This window comes from Aurantivibrio infirmus, from assembly GCF_054767315.1.
On the sequence record NZ_BAAFSK010000003.1, the window covers coordinates 276,646 to 293,897 of the forward strand.

Consider the following 17,252-nt stretch of genomic DNA (forward strand, 5'->3'; position numbering starts at 1 on the left):
TCTTGCTATTTATTTTCTATATAGTTAACTGTATTTTTCCAACGCGCGCTTTGTCGCAGATAGGCTAGATCAACATGTTTTCTTTTTCGCATATTATTTAACTTATCTGAGCCTTGAACCTTTGCATTCTCGAAAGCAGTTAACACCTCCAGTGCTGCCGCACGATTATTGCAAACCAAAACCATATCGCAACCAGCACGCATCGCGCATTCCGCTCGCTGGGAAAAACTTCCTGCAAATGCCGCCCCTTCCATGCTCAAGTCATCAGAAAAAATAACACCATTGAAACTCAAATCCCGACGCAAAATATCTTGCAGCCAATGAGAAGAAAAACCAACTGGCGACGAATCAACTTTTGGAAAGATAATATGGGCTGGCATTACGGCATCGAGCTTTGCAGATAGAGATCTAAACGGTTTCATATCTCGCGCATTGATTTCGACTAGACTTCGCTCATCCACGGGCAGCTCAAGATGACTATCGCCAACGACACTACCGTGCCCCGGAAAATGCTTACCAGTCGTCGCCATTCCGGCTTCATGCATGCCATCAATAAACGCTTCCGCGAGGATTATCACTTCTTCCGCTTGTGAAGAAAAAGATCGATCAGCGATAACAGAGCAATAGTCACAATCAACATCTAGAACCGGCGCAAAACTAATATCAACACCCGTCGACAAAACCTCTGATGCCATCAGCCAACCTACATCTCGAACTTGCTTTAGGCATTGCTCAGGCTCTTGCTTGAAAAACTGCAAAAACGATTGCATTGGCGGCAATGCCGCAAATTCGTTTTTAAAGCGCTGTACCCTGCCACCCTCCTGATCCACTGCCAAGAGTAAATCAGGTCGGACTTCTCGAATTGATTCAACCAAGTCTGAAAATTGATTTCGAGACGTGTAGTTACGACTAAAAAAAATCAGCCCTCCCACCAAAGGGTTCCGAATAATTTCTAGATCTTCGCTACTGATAGATAAACCGTCGATATCTAACATAATGGGGCCGAGCGCGCTGGACGTGGGAATTGGCTTACTCACAAATATTCTTACCTTATCGCTATCGACATCAATACAGTGCCGGACAACTCACTAGAAAAAAACCAAGATAGGAAATTTACAGCAACATCAGCCGGATGTCGCACACCTTATCAAAAACCTTGGCGATCTTGCCAGATCCAGATTCCAATTACTAAGAGACTGCACCAAAGCACTAGCCGATATGGATAAGTGACTAGCGTAAGCCGTTGACTAAAGACTGCACTCTTAACGCTTATGAGCTTTAAGCCACCCGCAAAAAACCGAACAAAATATAACCACGAACAGCGAAGACAATTCCGTGCTCGCAATATCGGAAAGTAGTTGCGATATAATTTTTACTGGATATAATGCCAGCTACTGTATATTTCAACAGACAAGCATTTGGCGCGGCTAATGGACAATCAAAAGGCCAAGCAAATAACACATTTATCAGCCAAGGCTTGTTGCTTACTTATCGATACGCATTAACCTGCTCAGGGGCTGGCCACATGATCAAATTGACTGAACGGCAACAAGAAGTTTTAAGTCTCATTCGTGATTACATCGAAGACCGAGGCTATCCACCCACGCGTGCGGAAATCGCTGAGGAACTCGGCTTTCGCTCGGCCAATGCGGCTGAAGAGCATCTGAGAGCACTTGCTCGTAAAGGCGCCATCGAGATGGTTCCCGGTGCTTCTCGAGGAATTCGTTTACCAGAAGAGCAAACTGGAATTCCCTTAGTAGGTCGAGTTGCAGCAGGCAACCCAATCCTAGCGGAAGAAAATATCGAAGATTACTGTGATATATCCCCTGCGTTTTTCTCACCCCGTGCTGACTACCTGCTCAAGGTAAAAGGATATAGCATGCAAGACGCGGGAATTTTAGATGGAGATTTATTAGCAGTACACAAAACTGACCAAGCGCGAAACGGTCAAATCGTTGTGGCCCGTATCGGCGAAGAAGTGACAGTTAAACGTTTTCGCCGAGAACGCAACAAACAGCAGATAGAACTAGTTCCAGAAAACCCGGATTTTGAAATCATAGAAGTCAACTTAAAGGATGATGACTTTTCTATTGAAGGTTTAAGTGTCGGCGTCATACGCCGAGGCGATTAAAACAAGAACTCTTTTGAGTCGAATGACTCATCGAATGAAATAACCGGAGATTTCTGTGGTCAACCACTGACACTCAAAACAATGGCCGTTGACTTCTCCTCAACTACCACAGGAATCTCCCGTTATTTTATTCGAAGAAATACAACATAAAACTAGACTTTAGCAAGTAGAGATTAAAGTTAGCATCCCATGCTGAAACCCTTTGAGCATTTTGTATGATCAATCTTATATCGCAAGCATCAACACCTGAACTAAACTCTGGCTTGAATCTTAATTATCCCGAGCGCAATTTCGACATTGATGCTTACCTTAAACACGAAGCGGATTTTTTTGAGCAATCTTTTTTAAAACCTTCCCCCGGTTCATTTTTTACAAAGCAAACTGCCAAACAAACAGACAAGCTGGATTTCAAGCAAGAACCTATTGGAATCACAGAAATCACTGCCCTACACCAGAGTGCTAAGCCTCACTATTTTATTGCCCCTTTTCTTTCTAACAAAAGCATGCAAGCTGATACTCGATGGATTACTTGTATCAGTACGAAAAACATTTCAAAGAAGGAATGTGAAGAACTGGGTATTAACACGCGAAGATTTCGAGTTATTCGAGTGGCAAATGCCAGCGACATACTTTGGGTTACTTGGGAGGCTTTAGCTGCGGGAAATAGTCAGTGTGTTCTATCTCTCTTGGATAGTGTTTCAACTGAAGAAAGCCAGCAACTTCAAAATGCTGCCGCTCTCGGTTCATGCCATGGCGTATTACTAACAACGCAAAAACCTTATCAGGTTTGAAGCAGGCAAACTTGTTTGTGTTTTCGGAATAATGAATGGGGTTCAGTGAAGAAAATAAGATTGTTGCTTCAATCAATGCACAAGGTGGTTTTTTTCTTTTGGATTACCTGAATCAGAAGAATCTGATTCGGAAGCATCTGAGTCACTATCGCTTGAAACATGGCTTTCTGAATCATACTCCTCGTCCAGCCTTTCAACACTGACAGACTCTGATGTACTTCTAGACAGCCCCAGCTTTTCACTATGCTCATCCGCTAGCTTCGCGACATGTTCCAGACCTGCCTCTATCATTATTTTTGCAATATCTATTTTTGCGTCTTTAAAATAGCGCATCAGTTCATTGGAGAAACGCATAACGACCAGTGGTTCACCCTCAGCATCGCCTTCACGCTGCAAGACCACATCTCCGTTTTCCAGTTCTAATATTTCATACAACACGTCGAATGAAACTCCTCAAGCTGAACTATAGCGCCACCGATTAACTTATTGTTTTCTATGAACTTAATACCAAAACACTACAAATAATTCTTAGCCAAAAAAACCTAAGCGTCGCTTCCAACCCTAGCCGGTTTTCCGCATTCTAACATTATTTGAAAATACCTCCACCGGAGCAAGTAATTATAATTCAACAATTACGGCAATAGTTTTCGCAATGAGGAATACCGCCCAAATAACACCCCCAACAAAAAAGTTACGCTAATTAGAACCGCTTTTGGTATCGCTATTGTCCAGAAATAAAACACCACTCGAACAGAGATTAAATTTTGAAAAATGAAAACCAAAAACAAAATTAACACGCTTAGAAACAGCCACTGCTTGAATTTAAGTTTACTCATTAACAACTCCAGCCTTTTTTACAAGCCTTGCAAGCTTATAAAATCTGAATACTCAAAAGGTAGGGGGATAAAAAAATTATCGACAGTTACCAAACCCTGAATACGGTAAGGAACCTGTCGCGCTGACAACAAAGAAGGGAATACCGGCAATATTTTGTTAATGTCCAGCTTAACTGGAAATCGAACTCCGGTTATTTTTCCAGCTTTGAAGTCGACTTTTGCTTTTAGGCTATCAACCAACACCGATTGATTTTGAATAAATATTTCGTAATCGACGGAATTCACCGTTACATCAAATTCGTTCAGGTTCGATACCTTAAATCCAACTTTCAGATCAAGCCACGGGTATTGCAGTCCCGTCACCTGCACAGAGTTAAAGGTTACCTTCGGTTCTTTAAGCTCTTGAGAGTTTGCGATATTTGCGGTAAGGGCTAAACATCCAAGCAATATAAAGCAACCAAAAAAATTTAAATCTGTTTTCATTCATCAACCTGTTATATTTTGACCGGGACATTAAGTAGGGGAAAAATTTAACGTAACCAAGAACTGTAATTACATTGAAGCTTAGAGGTCGTTAGCGGGTAAAAGTTCTCAGCACATTTTCATCTGAGCTTTACTCTTCAAAAAGAGAAGCTCGATATTGATCGACAATTGCTTGCAATTGTTGACTCCAATCAGCTAACAAGTCTATTGGGTTTTTCTTCGCTTCTGCTTCACATTCATTCGCTAGAGTGACCGAAGCAATCAAATTATGGGATGAGCTTTCATCTTGGATCACCGGGTTTTCGGAAGCGAATTGCAATGCGACAAATTCTGGGTTTGTTCTCGCCGCCAATAAATCTATCAACCAAGGAGAGGCCTTAAGCAGACCACGCTTCAAAAATTCTCTATCGACCTCTGGGGATTCCTCACTCTGCTCCAATAAAAAATATTCAAATGCACTGGCCAGTTGATATATAGCGCTATCCAAGTGCGCATGTTGATGCAATTTGTTTTCGATAGGGTTATCTTGCGACGAACCCGCCTCATCCAATTTACCGGCAGCATCCACCTTACGCGCTGCGGCGATTTCGATACGTGCAAAAACCAACTTTTGATTCACAATCAAAGAATTTGTTAATGGCATAACAACCTCGAAGGTTTTTATTTGATTTACTTGGAGCAGGAACTAGGTGGCCGAAAGACCACCTGTTGAGATTAACTAGATTTTTTCTTTTTAGCGGTGGTTTTTTTCGCCGTTGATTTCTTTGCTTTAGCAGGCGATTTTTTCTTAGCAGTGGTTTTTTTCTTAGTGGTTGCGCCAGCAGAAGCCACCCACTTACCGCCCTCATAAAAAGCTTTCCACCCAGTCGCCTTGCCGTCTATTTCCGTTTGTACGTACTGCTCTTTCGTCTTGCGACTAAAGCGGATTACTGCTTTATTCCCATCAGGATCTTCAGTAGGCGCGGAAAACAAAAACGAATACTTGGGGTCTATTTCTTCCTTGTGAGGCAATATTTCATCAACTAAGGGCGCTCGAGTTTCCCGGTTTTTAGGAAACTGGCTTGCCGCTAAAAACAATCCCGACGCACCATCTCTTAAAATATAAGTGTCTTCTACTTTTAGGCAGGCTAATTCAGGCATTGGTACCGGATCCATTTTCGGTGGAGCCGCTTCGCCGTTACGTAACAATTTCCGCGTATTTTTGCATTCCTCACCGGTACAACCGAAATACTTACCAAACCTTCCGGTTTTGAGCTGCATCTCTTTGCCACATTTATCGCACTCGATAATCGGGCCTTCATAACCTTTTAGTTTGAAAACTCCGGCTTCAACTTCATAACCACTGCAATCTGGATTATTTCCACAGATATGCAGCTTACGTTTTTCATCTAATAGGTAACTATCCATCGCCGTATTGCATTTCTTACAACGACGTCGGTTTATTAATTGTTTCGATTCAGCTTCTTCATCTTCATCGACATTAACCGCTTCATCTCCTGACACCAAATTCATCGTACTCTTGCAGCGTTCTTTTGGCGGCAAGTTGTAACCCGAACAGCCAAGGAAAACCCCAGTGCTTCCAGTACGAATCTGCATATTACGACCACAGGTTACGCAGGCAATATCGGTTTCAGTTGGCTCATTACGACGCATACCCTTTTCTGTATCTTGGGCTTTTGCGAGCTTATCAGTAAAATCTTTATAGAATTCGTCGAGCAAATCTCGCCACTCTTTACTTCCCTCTGCAACTTTATCGAGAGACTCTTCCATTTTCGCAGTAAAGCTGTAGTCCATTAAATCTTGGAAGCTTTCGACTAGCCTTTCGGTAACAATATCGCCCATTTTTTCTGCGTAAAACCGTCGATTTTCGACGTGAACATAACCACGATCTTGAATCGTTGAAATGATTGCTGCGTAGGTCGACGGGCGACCGATGCCGCGTTTTTCTAACTCTTTGACTAAACTGGCTTCCGTATACCGAGCCGTTGGTTTGGTGAAATGCTGTAGCGGATCTAGTTTAATTAAATTTAATTTGTCGCCAATTTTTATATCCGGCAATACAACGTCTTCATCTTTTTTGGAGATCGTTGGCATCACGCGCAAATGGCCGTCAAAACGAATCACTCGACCACGAGTACGCAATTCATAGTCATCGGCTTTGACTGTCACGGACGTGCTGGTAAATTGCGCAGGCGTCATTTGACAGGCGACGAATTGTTGCCAAATCAGGGCATATAACCGTTCTGCGTCTCGCTCGACACCCGCCAAAGAGGTAGGTGAAACAGTAACATTCGAAGGACGAATCGCCTCATGAGCTTCTTGCGCACCTTCTTTACTGCTGTAACCATTTGGCGTTTCTGGCAAATATTTTTTGCCATATTGCTCCAAAATAAAATCACGACAACTAGCGACTGCATCTTTACTCAAGTTTGTTGAGTCAGTACGCATGTAAGTGATATGCCCCGCTTCGTACAAACGTTGTGCGAGCACCATTGTCTTTTTAACACCAAAACCAAGGCGAGTACTCGCCGCTTGTTGTAAAGTCGATGTTATATAAGGAGCAGTAGGCTTCGATTGGGTTGGTTTGTCTTCGCGAGTCGCAACAACATAGTCAGCTTTTTCTAAGGTTTTAACCGCAACAGATGCTTCTTTCTCGCTGACAGGTTTAAATGCTTTGCCTTGAAACTTTTTAACTTCAAAACGAATCTTATCGTCTTTAGATCCTTTACTTTCTTTTAGGTCTGCGAACACGTCCCAGTATTCTTCTGGAATAAAGGCACGAATTTCTTGCTCTCGTTCAACGACCAAACGCACCGCAACCGATTGCACCCGTCCAGCTGATAATCCTCTAGCGACTTTCTCCCACAACAAAGGCGAAACCATATAGCCGACAACGCGATCCAAAAAACGTCGCGCTTGCTGAGCGTCAACACGATGCTGATCTAAAGGGCCGGGGCTTTCAAACGCCTCTTGAATTGCGGACTTGGTAATTTCATTAAAAACAACGCGTCGGTATCTATCTTCATTGCCACCAATGGCTTCGCGCAAATGCCAGGCTATGGCTTCTCCCTCTCTGTCCAAATCCGTTGCCAGATAAATAAAATCGGCTTTTTCAGCGAGGTCTTTTAATTCTTTTACAACTTTTTCTTTTCCAGGAAGAATTTCGTAATGTGCTTCCCAACGCTTATCGGGGTTAATCCCCATGCGATTTATAAGTTGTTGCTTGGACTTTTTTAATTTATGCGCAGCTTTTTTCGCCGGCGTCATTTTTCTCGTAATTGCCGCTTGCTTTGCTCTCTCTTTAGCATCAACTGGTTTTTTTGCGCCGCCACTGGTTGGCAAATCACGAATATGTCCGATACTAGACTTAACGATAAAATCCTTTCCTAAGTAGCGATTAATTGTCTTCGCTTTCGCAGGGGATTCTACAATGACTAACGATCTTCCCATTTTGCCCTTCTAAATTTTATAAATAATTGCCAGCAAATAATGCTGTTAAGAGTCATCTTGGTGACTCATGAGTGCCGATTTCATTCCCGACTAATGCAAATTTTCTTTAATTCTCACCAAATTCTGTCTAGCCTGCTCCGATTTCCTACCGAAATCTCCAGATGCCAAAGCGACACATTTATTGCGTTGGGGCGCATATATATAGGCTGAAATATTTTCGGTCAAGTGAATTTGCGTTACCACCCACCTCAATTTTTACTTTTCACCTTGCCAAATAAATGTCGCAAAGCCAGCTTTTACAGTGCTTTGCGAGAATTTCATAGCTGCCGAGCGAGAGACAAAATTATTTTCTAACTGGTTGATTTATAAGCGACAAAACTCGGTGCTTTAATAAACAATGACAATTTCTCAGCAGCTATGATTCCAATGCACTGCTAACAGTCTTAGCTAGAAAATCGAGTTCCTGCAAATCTGATTAGATTTCGACCACTTCTTTAATGAGTATATGCGAGGGTCGAAAGGAGTATCAATGGCGTCGTCAGCGCAATAAAAATGTAGCCTGAACCGAACTAGCCAATACTTCGTAATGTTTTTAGAAAAGAAACCACCTGATCCACTTCTTCAGCGGAGCCTTTTTCTTGCCAATAAATCGCCAAGTCATAGGGTGTGTTTTCAATCGCGATGACATCGCTTGGCAAACGATCTAAGTTCGCTCGCAAAGCAGAATGCCACTTCTGATCAGCTACAAGCTCTTTCGCCCATTGCCAAGCACCGGAAAAATGGGACTCGTGTTCAATCCTTCCCACTTGCAATCGCCAGGGAGAGTTCTCTGGTTTACTTGTTAAGTTACTTTTATTGCGCTCATCATCTTCACTTTTATCCAGTGTCCAATTAATACTGTACCTCACTAAATTGGGCGAAGAATCTTTGTCTTCAGCTATCCCAGGTAAACTACTTTTAGCGACTAAACGCACTCTCGCGCCTTGTTCTGCCGCATAGTTTCTCAACTTAGCAATACGTTTATCTCGATTACTCGGAACCACCCACATAATCGGCCCAATTACGATACCCAGTATTGCTACGATCATCATCACTACCAACCACATCATAAATTCCTTAATTCAGATCAAAGATTTGATCTATTCCAACACCATCATTCGTGTGTAGTCTATTCACTTAATTAAAAAGGACTTAGTATAGGGAAAACTTCTATAGGAGCACCTAAAAATGAGCAATTATAAAAATATTCTTGTTGCCTTAGATCTAACGGAAGAGTCGAGCCAAATAATGCAAAAAGCTGTTGCACTAGCCGATGGTTCAAAGATTAGCCTTGTTCATGTGATTGAACCACTTGCCTACGCTTACGGTGGTGACATCCCTATGGACCTCAGCGAAGTGCAGACCCAATTACAGCAGCAAGCAACTGAGCAACTGGCGAAACTAGCATCAGCAGCATCGGTCAGCAAAGACAATCAATTTGTAGTGATTGGCCAGCCAGCATCAGAAATCCATCGTATAGCCGATGAACAAGACGCTGATTTGGTGGTTGTTGGCAGTCACGGCAGACAGGGGCTGGCGCTTTTACTCGGTTCCACATCCAACGGTGTCTTACATGGCACTAAATGTGACGTGCTTGCAGTTCGAGTTAGCGCATAGCTCAGCCTACGCGTATTAAGCATTAACAAATTATAAGGAAATTAATTACTTTTAAAATCAAGGAGGAAGCAACAGTTCCTGAAGTAAAGTTGAGTTTATTGCTCTAAGTATCTAATTTCATGTGACACTCTTGGCAATTCTTCTGAAAAACTACGATTTTTTATCATCGATGTGTTTAAGATCGTAGAAAAACTGAGCTATGCTTACGTCAGCCAGTGAAGTCCGAATCTAAGTTCGATCTGTGGTCGGTATTGCTAGATCACTGAAGTTGAAAGCTCGGTAAGATTGCCGCATCCTTAGCGCTCATCTTGTATAGGTCATTGATTTATTGGCTAATTTAACGGCTCACACACGCAAACTGCCAATTAAATCTTAGCTCTGCCACAAGATTGCCAAGATTCACGATTAGGATATTGACAATTGGGCGTGGCCAATTTAGTCGGAAAAACGGAGTCAACAGTCTCAATGCAGCATCAGCGCAGTTTAGGTAACAGGTATTGTTCCCTCGCGTGGCTCTCTTTTGTAGCCTTGCTAGCCCACTCGACTGTAGCTTTCTCAGACATAACTAGCACCTCCTCAGACTCCAATCTCATTCAACGCCAACTCTTTCTAGATGCTGAAAAAGCCTTCAAAGAACGTCAATTCAAAACCTATAAAATCATTTTCGAAAGCATCGACGATGATTACCCCTTAAAAGCGTTCCTAGAATATGAAGATCTGCAACGCCGCTTGTATTTACTTCCCTATGCCGATGTCGATCGTTTTTTAGAGCAGCAAGCCAACACCTATCTTCACGACGCCTTGGCACGTGACTGGCTTGAAGAAATTGCCAAGAAAAAGAACTGGCATGACTACCGTTCTTATTTTCTCAGCAGCGGATTAAACAGCGTTAAATTGCAGTGTTTGAATCTCCGTGCTCGGCTTTACACCAGTGACGAAACAGCGCTTGATGAAGTCGCCGCTCTTTGGAATGTCGGCAAGTCCCAACCCGAAGAATGTGATCCAGTATTTGCAAGTTGGAAAAACGCCGGCCGCCTGACACCGGAGCTAGCCTGGGATAGATTACGTAAATCGATTCGCGCGCGGGAACGCACCCTCGCCCGCTATATCGCTAAGCACATGTCTCCAGAACAGCAGAAGTTAGCCAACCTATATTTAGATGTCGATAGAAACCCAAAAATTCTCAATAAACTATCGCGCTTTAGTAATCCCTCACCGGAAATGCACGAAATTATTTTGCATGGAATACGTCGCTATTCACGTATCGATGCTGAGGACGCGTTGAAACAGTGGGAACGTTACGATGCGAAAAATTATTTTGCCACTGCAGACCGAACAGAAACCCAAGAATATCTAATTACTCAGCTCGCCAAACAAGGTCACATGGCAACAACTGAGGCGCTAATCAAATCAAGTAATGCAAAAGTAAGCTCAGATGTTACTGAATGGCTAATTCGTGACGCCTTGAGTGATTTGGATTGGCAGAGAGTCTACAACTCGCTAGCTCGATTATCTGCAGAAGATCAACAAGATGCTCGCTGGTTATACTGGCGTGCAAGAGCGATGGATGAACTAAGCATCACTGATCCTGATTATCCTTCTTCTCAACAAATTTATGGCAGTCTGGCCTTAACGCGTAGCTTCTATGGCTTCTTATCCTCCGATATTTTGGGCCAAAACTACACCTTAGTGGACAAGCCCAGCAACCCAACTCCTGAACACATGCTCAGCGTCCATTCGAATCTCAGTATGCGACGCGCGAGTGAGCTATTAGCGCTCGACAGAGGTAGACAAGCCCGTCGCGAGTGGTTTTACGCAACTCGACATATGGAACCGAAGCAATTGCTCGCCGCAGGAAAAATCGCTGAGCACTGGGGATGGCACCGCCAAAGCATCCAAGCGATGATTCAAGCCAAACACTGGGACGACTTGCAGTTGCGCTTCCCACTGGCTTATCAAGAGGAACTTGATCTGGCTGCTAAATCGACACAGATCGAACCCACCTTTTTATATGCTATTGCTCGCCAAGAAAGTGCTTTTGCTCCCGAAGTCAGATCCCCTGCTGGCGCAATGGGTTTGATGCAGTTAATGCCTGCAACTGCTAAGCAAACCGCTAACAAGATTGGTGTCAAATACCGCTATTGGGATTTAATAAAACCTAGCAACAATATTGAGCTTGGCAGCAGTTACTTGCACCAGCTGCTAGACCAATTCAAAGGCAATCGCATTTTGGCAGCCGCTGCCTATAATGCTGGCCCCAATCGCGTTAAGCAGTGGATTAGTAGGCAAGAAAAACAAATCCCTTACGATGTCTGGATAGAGACCATTCCCTTCCACGAAACCCGTGGCTACGTTCAAAACGTTCTTTCTTTCTCTGTGATCTATGGTTACCGCCTGGGTGACAGCACACCCCTACTATCCGAGCAAAACAAGAATCAGTTCTTATTGGGCTTTTCGGAAATTGTTAAGTAAATTTCAACTAGCCTAAAGCCCTTCCCCCCCTCGCACTGTATTTAATACCCCAGAAACGCGCGAAACCAATTCCGAACAACTTTCTTTGAAATAATTTAAAAATCTTTGTTAATTCCTCGATCCCTGTCCGTCTAATTAAAGCAACGACGGAAAACTTACTTAAATACGGGGAATTCAACCATGGCTACACAAGCAGATTTAGACTGGGAACAATACCAATTAGGACAGCAAGGGACGGTAACAGGCTCGTGTTACAACGAAATGGGTCTCAATGATCGACCGCAATCAAATCCGAGCTGGTCTAGCTCAAGCACACGAAAGACATCCAAGCCAAAAGCGGCTACAAAACCCAAAGCTAAAGCTGCACCTAAGTCAGCTAAAGCCAAGGAAGAAGAATACGAGATGTTTTTTGGTTTTATTACTTTTGCAATCGTTGGCTTATACCTCTATCAACCCGCAGACGAAAATGGCGTAGCGGCTTTGATTTGCGCTGGTATCGCCGGCGTTGTGGTAGGGAAACTGTATAAAGTGATTTTGGCCGGTGCAATTTTGGTAGGGATTATTTACGCGATGGGTTACGCGGCGTAAATAAATTTAGCAGGGATGCTCTTTTTCCCAAAGCATTAAGAATCGCATCATCGCGAGCCGTTACTAAAAAACTAATGGGGAAGTATTTAGCTTAGAGTAGGAAGCTCTCATCGATAGGATGAAAAACATTCGCTGAGTCAATTAGCGAATTCGAGGTTAAACTAGGGACGCCATAAACTTCTGTTGAGACCGAAAAATCCTTTTTTATTTTTTCCAGCAACATATCGAAATCGCCATCTCCAGACAACAAAATAACCACATCAACATGTTTCGCGACATCCATTACATCAATTGCAATTCCAACATCCCAATCACCTTTAGCACTGCCGTCACTACGCTGGATAAAGGGTTTCAATTTTACCGTGAAGCCAATGTGTTTAAGAGCAGATTGAAATTTTAATTGGCTGTCATCGCCCCGATGAATAGCATAAGCGAAGGCTTCAACTATCTCACCTTGCTGTGAAATTTCTTGCCAGAATTTTCGATAATTAAACTGGCGTTGATACGCTTGGCGAGTTGTATAGTAAATGTTTTGTACATCGACAAAAATTGCGATTTTTTTCAATGGAACCTCATATTCACATCAATTCTTAGTCAAACTCGTGTCTAAATCATCACCTAAGAGATTATCAAAATCGAACTCATCGGAAATTCGATTTGACCGGCAATATAGCATCATTTACTTGTCTTAAATCGGTAATTTTAAATAGATTCCTTATGCCATGGGTCTTAGCGACAGTTAATTGACGAGTCAACAACACCTCCTCTTTGATCAACAGTAAGGTGTGTGTGCAAAAGCAATGCTTTCTTGAACAATGCGCGCAAATTGTGTAGTATTCGCGCCGCTTTAGCCCCCAGCATCTATACTGAAATGATGGTTAGTTTTTTGAATGGTTTTGTCTTTAAAAAACTAGCGAGCTATGTTGTAGATAGTATCGTTTTACCTTAAGCGTTAAGTAATTTATATCTCTCCACATCCCAGCTTTTTGATGGCAACGCCATTTTTACGCTTTCAAGCCTTAGCTGCTGTTGTGCAAGATCAAAACTTATCTCCAAAAGTAATTCCGCTATTTAAATCAATTTGCGTCAGTAAAATTCTCGCGCACTACTTCTACGCCATCCATTGCTAGCCAAATAATTTATTGTTAGCGGCATGGGCGTAAAAACAGAATGGAAACGAATAGGTAAATCATGATCGAGCTAATCAGCAATAGTGCCAGCAGCGTAAAGAACGACATACTTTCTGGACTCACCGTTGCTCTCGCACTTGTCCCAGAAGCCGTCGCTTTTGCGTTTGTTGCCGGCGTCGACCCACTTGTTGGATTATATGCAGCATTTATGGTGGGCTTGATCACCTCTATATTCGGAGGCCGACCCGGAATGATATCCGGCGCTACCGGTGCACTAGCCGTCGTCATGGTCAGCTTAGTTGCAGATCACGGCGTAGAGTATTTATTTGCGACGGTTATTTTGATGGGGATTTTGCAGGTATCTGCTGGTGCATTAAAGCTCGGTAAATTTATTCGCATGGTGCCCCATCCAGTAATGCTAGGCTTCGTCAATGGTCTTGCCATTGTGATTTTTCTCGCGCAACTGAGCCAGTTTGGCGACGGTGGTGAGACGGGCTGGCTCGCAGGCACATCATTAGAAGGTAGTATCATCGATCAATCTTGGCTAAGCGGCAACGCGCTATATATGATGCTGGGCTTGGTTACCTTAACCATGGCGATCATTTATTTTTTACCCAAATTAACTACAGCAATACCCTCTTCATTGGCTGCGATCGTCGTTGTTTCTCTCATCGTTATAGGCTTTGGTTTAGAAACCAAAACAGTTGGCGATGTCGCTTCGATCGCCGGTGGCCTACCAACTTTTAGCATTCCTTCAGTGCCGCTTAATCTTGAAACTCTGAGAATAATATTTCCTTACGCCTTTATTCTCGCGGCCATAGGATTAATAGAATCCTTGCTGACACTGCGTCTTATCGATGAAGTTACCGAAACACGAGGACGCGGCAATAAAGAATGTCGGGGTCAAGGATTTGCCAATATCGTATGCGGATTTTTCGGTGGCATGGGTGGCTGCGCGATGATCGGGCAGTCAATGATAAACGTAAACGCCGGAGGTCGTGGTCGCTTATCAGGAATAACCGCCGCACTCGCCTTACTCAGTTTTATTTTGTTTGCGTCAAGCCTTATTGAAAATATTCCCATCGCGGCGCTTGTTGGCGTTATGTTTATTGTTGTTATTGGCACCTTCGAGTGGTCAAGTTTAAGAATAATGAACAAAATTCAAAAATCTGAAGTATTTATTATTGTTTTGGTCTCCGCTATAACCGTTGCTACAGACTTAGCTATCGCCGTAGTTGCTGGAGTCATTGTTTCTGCATTGGTATTTGCTTGGGAACATGCGAAACACGTCGCTGTATACAAGATAGACGGGCGGGAAAACTCAACCTTCTACAAAGTTTCAGGCCCATTGTTTTTTGCTTCGACCACTGAATTCCTCAAGCAATTTAAACCCAGTGAAGATCTCGATGATGTGGTCATTGATTTCGCCGACTCCAAAGTTGTCGACCACTCCGGCATCACCGCTCTCGACACCCTGGCAGATCGTTATACCGCTAGCGGGAAAACATTACACTTAATTCACTTAAGCGCTGACTGTAAAAAACTACTTAAGAAAGCGGGTGACTTAGTCGAAGTTAACGTGGTGGAAGATCCTAAATATTTTGTTGCCGATGATGCTATTGCCTAATTTTTTATTATTATTAAAAATTATTTTTCGCAGAATAAATTTATATTATAAATGCTAATTTATGATGAAAAATATTCAAACATCATCATGACTATGCGCTCAATATAGCCACCTGTAAGGTGGCTTGTTTATCCTCACCCTAAAATTAATTAACTATTATTTTTCCGTTCCGCCTCAAGTCCCATTTGTGCCGCTAGATAATTTTTGAAGTGCTCGGCAAGATCCTCACCATTAATATCTTCGGCGACGGTAATGTCTCCATCAGAAACACTACTAGCGATAATTTTAAAGTGCTCTATTTTCTTAACGCCCTGCCCCGTACTGCCACTTTTCTTGAGCTTTAATCCAGTGATGGCATGAGTCGAAACGGTTTTACTGGACACAGGAATGAATAGGATTTTTCGAATTGAGCGAAGCTCTGTTCGGCTGACTCGTGTTTTGAGATTATTAAAAGGTAAATAAATACTTGCGATAGACGCTGCCAAAGCAACTAACGCAAAAGGAATCGAGAATAAAAACATGAATACACCGCCAAGGCCGCCACCCATTTGAGAATTGATACCATAAGTCGCAAAACCAAAGCCCCCCGCAAACACCCATGCAAACAAGGTCAATCCTTTATTTCGAAACATTGGAAAATACATAGACAATCCATCGCCAAGTTTATCAACCCTCACCACCTTGTTAAGGTCCGTTAGGTGGAAATTACCCTGCTCCACCGCTCGGGCTTTTTCTTCTGAGGCCTCTTTTTTTAACTCACTAACTTGTTCACTGATGTCATTTCTAGCAGTAGTTGATTTTTGGTTAGTTGCAAAAACAGGAATATTGTACGCGCGCTTCAAATCAAACCCTGGAAGATCACCATACACTTTTAGTCGCCAAAAATAATAATCTCCATTTTGCGCTACACTTGCTTCCGGTAAATGTTCCGGAACCGAAAACTTAAACGACAACATTACACCGGATACCGAGCGTTGCACTTCAGCTGCACCTTCCTCCGCCCACTTAATAGACTCACTCCTAGATCTATTCTTACCGCTTCCGGAAATATAGCTGTAAACACATTCTAAAGTCACTTTAAATTGTTTAGCGCTTGGATCCAGCTCAGCATACGGCAAACGCTTGACGTCGATATAACCGCCCACATCGCCACCAATTGAACCTGGATAAGGATCCATGACGAACTCTACCCGACCAAATCGGCGATACCGAAAGGTAATTCGCAGCGTTTGTAGAATCAACAACAAGGCAACGAGAGAGAATATACTTCCAACAACAAATTCTTCGTCAAACCTATCAAACCTTATAGAGATTTTGGATGCGATCAAAGTACCGATAGCAATCAAAAATAAACTAACGACCCACATCCCAATAACACCCGCGAGAGCATGGGACTTAATGCGATTGGTTTTCCAACTTTTGCGCTCTTGCCAAGAATCATCCGAAACGCGCTCGTCATTTAAAAAATCAACCAGCTCGGGATTCTTCGTCGCAACAAATTCGGGAAATGATTGCTTTTCTTCTCCAGAAAGTAAACGCCGGGTATCTCGATCCCATCGCCGCCTGAGTTTTTCAAGACGCTTTTTATTCTTACTTTTTTCAGAGGGCTTATATCTTATGCTTGCATAACATATAAACAATCCTATGAGGACGAAAACACCGGTAAAAGCAACGATGATAGAAAACAAACCCCACCGCATTTCTTTATCGATTATTGCTTCGCGCGGATTAGTGGGGTTAATCCAAATTGGAACGCTTTGATTGTTATTTCGAGAATGGTTTAAATCTGAGTAAAGTACTTGGTGATAAGAGCCAAAGTTATCGTTAAAATCCGCTAGATACACCCTATTGCTCTGATAAACATTCCCCTGAAAGTTATATTCGTAATCTGCTTTGGTATAGTTATCCGCGCCGTTTACCGCGATTATTTTTGCATCGACACTCACCCAGTCTCGGGTTTCCTGCCAATCCAATACCATTGGCACTACCGTCTCATTGGCAACATATAAACCCATCAAGGTAAATGGCAAACCAAAAAGACAACCCAACAACGCCCCAAATAATCTCACAGTGCACCCCAATTCAGTC

At 42.9% G+C, this 17,252-nt stretch carries 14 protein-coding genes; 6 read left to right on the plus strand and 8 right to left on the minus strand.

From position 1 onward, the window contains the following. Positions 1-5: 5 nt before the first annotated feature. Positions 6-1,037: a beta-N-acetylhexosaminidase gene (gene nagZ, locus ACYUCY_RS08015; protein WP_460225946.1), complete on the minus strand. Its 1,032-nt coding sequence runs from the start codon at positions 1,035-1,037 to the stop codon at positions 6-8. Positions 1,038-1,525: 488 nt separating this feature from the next. On the opposite strand from nagZ, the gene lexA reads away from it, so the two are divergent. Both lexA and ACYUCY_RS08025 read left to right on the plus strand, forming a co-directional pair. Continuing rightward, on the plus strand, positions 1,526-2,131 hold the full coding sequence (lexA, locus tag ACYUCY_RS08020; protein ID WP_460226228.1) for a transcriptional repressor LexA: 606 nt from the start codon (positions 1,526-1,528) through the stop codon (positions 2,129-2,131). A 215-nt stretch (positions 2,132-2,346) separates the two neighbouring features. Beyond that, a complete protein-coding gene (locus ACYUCY_RS08025; protein WP_460225947.1) occupies positions 2,347-2,922 on the plus strand; it encodes a hypothetical protein in 576 nt (191 codons plus the stop codon). Positions 2,923-2,994: 72 nt separating this feature from the next. Here the strand turns inward: ACYUCY_RS08025 and ACYUCY_RS08030 are convergent, their stop codons facing one another. The 5 genes from ACYUCY_RS08030 to ACYUCY_RS08050 all read right to left on the minus strand — a co-directional run bounded on the left by ACYUCY_RS08030 (position 2,995) and on the right by ACYUCY_RS08050 (position 8,800). Further along, the gene (locus tag ACYUCY_RS08030; RefSeq protein WP_460225948.1) at positions 2,995-3,360 is read right to left on the minus strand and encodes a hypothetical protein; all 366 of its coding nucleotides are present in this window, start codon (positions 3,358-3,360) and stop codon (positions 2,995-2,997) included. Between the two features lie 416 nt (positions 3,361-3,776). Beyond that, the gene (locus tag ACYUCY_RS08035) at positions 3,777-4,241 is read right to left on the minus strand and encodes an LEA/WHy family protein (protein ID WP_460225949.1); all 465 of its coding nucleotides are present in this window, start codon (positions 4,239-4,241) and stop codon (positions 3,777-3,779) included. A 130-nt stretch (positions 4,242-4,371) separates the two neighbouring features. Beyond that, the gene (locus ACYUCY_RS08040; protein WP_460225950.1) at positions 4,372-4,884 is read right to left on the minus strand and encodes a hypothetical protein; all 513 of its coding nucleotides are present in this window, start codon (positions 4,882-4,884) and stop codon (positions 4,372-4,374) included. A gap of 71 nt (positions 4,885-4,955) precedes the next feature. Next, on the minus strand, positions 4,956-7,691 hold the full coding sequence (topA, locus tag ACYUCY_RS08045) for a type I DNA topoisomerase (RefSeq protein ID WP_460225951.1): 2,736 nt from the start codon (positions 7,689-7,691) through the stop codon (positions 4,956-4,958). 569 nt (positions 7,692-8,260) lie between these two features. Continuing rightward, positions 8,261-8,800 carry a hypothetical protein gene (locus tag ACYUCY_RS08050; RefSeq protein WP_460225952.1) on the minus strand — a complete coding sequence of 180 codons (540 nt, stop codon included), beginning with the start codon at positions 8,798-8,800 and terminating at the stop codon, positions 8,261-8,263. A 118-nt stretch (positions 8,801-8,918) separates the two neighbouring features. Between ACYUCY_RS08050 and ACYUCY_RS08055 the strand changes: the two genes are divergently transcribed. The 3 genes from ACYUCY_RS08055 (at position 8,919) to ACYUCY_RS08065 (ending at position 12,407) form a co-directional block, all read left to right on the plus strand. After that, positions 8,919-9,347 (plus strand): universal stress protein, encoded by a 429-nt coding sequence (locus tag ACYUCY_RS08055; protein ID WP_460225953.1) that lies wholly within the window; start codon positions 8,919-8,921, stop codon positions 9,345-9,347. 465 nt (positions 9,348-9,812) lie between these two features. After that, positions 9,813-11,819 carry a transglycosylase SLT domain-containing protein gene (locus tag ACYUCY_RS08060; RefSeq protein ID WP_460225954.1) on the plus strand — a complete coding sequence of 669 codons (2,007 nt, stop codon included), beginning with the start codon at positions 9,813-9,815 and terminating at the stop codon, positions 11,817-11,819. A 180-nt stretch (positions 11,820-11,999) separates the two neighbouring features. Beyond that, entirely contained in the window at positions 12,000-12,407 is a 408-nt protein-coding gene (locus ACYUCY_RS08065) for a hypothetical protein (RefSeq protein ID WP_460225955.1), read from the plus strand. A 91-nt stretch (positions 12,408-12,498) separates the two neighbouring features. Here the strand turns inward: ACYUCY_RS08065 and ACYUCY_RS08070 are convergent, their stop codons facing one another. Further along, positions 12,499-12,972, minus strand: coding sequence for a LabA-like NYN domain-containing protein (locus ACYUCY_RS08070; protein WP_460225956.1), 474 nt, complete (start codon positions 12,970-12,972; stop codon positions 12,499-12,501). Positions 12,973-13,598: 626 nt separating this feature from the next. Between ACYUCY_RS08070 and ACYUCY_RS08075 the strand changes: the two genes are divergently transcribed. After that, positions 13,599-15,164 carry a SulP family inorganic anion transporter gene (locus tag ACYUCY_RS08075; protein ID WP_460225957.1) on the plus strand — a complete coding sequence of 522 codons (1,566 nt, stop codon included), beginning with the start codon at positions 13,599-13,601 and terminating at the stop codon, positions 15,162-15,164. A 149-nt stretch (positions 15,165-15,313) separates the two neighbouring features. Here ACYUCY_RS08075 and ACYUCY_RS08080 read toward each other — a convergent pair whose 3' ends face one another. Next, positions 15,314-17,233, minus strand: a complete 1,920-nt coding sequence (locus ACYUCY_RS08080; RefSeq protein ID WP_460225958.1) for a DUF3592 domain-containing protein — start codon at positions 17,231-17,233, stop codon at positions 15,314-15,316. Positions 17,234-17,252: the final 19 nt, after the last annotated feature.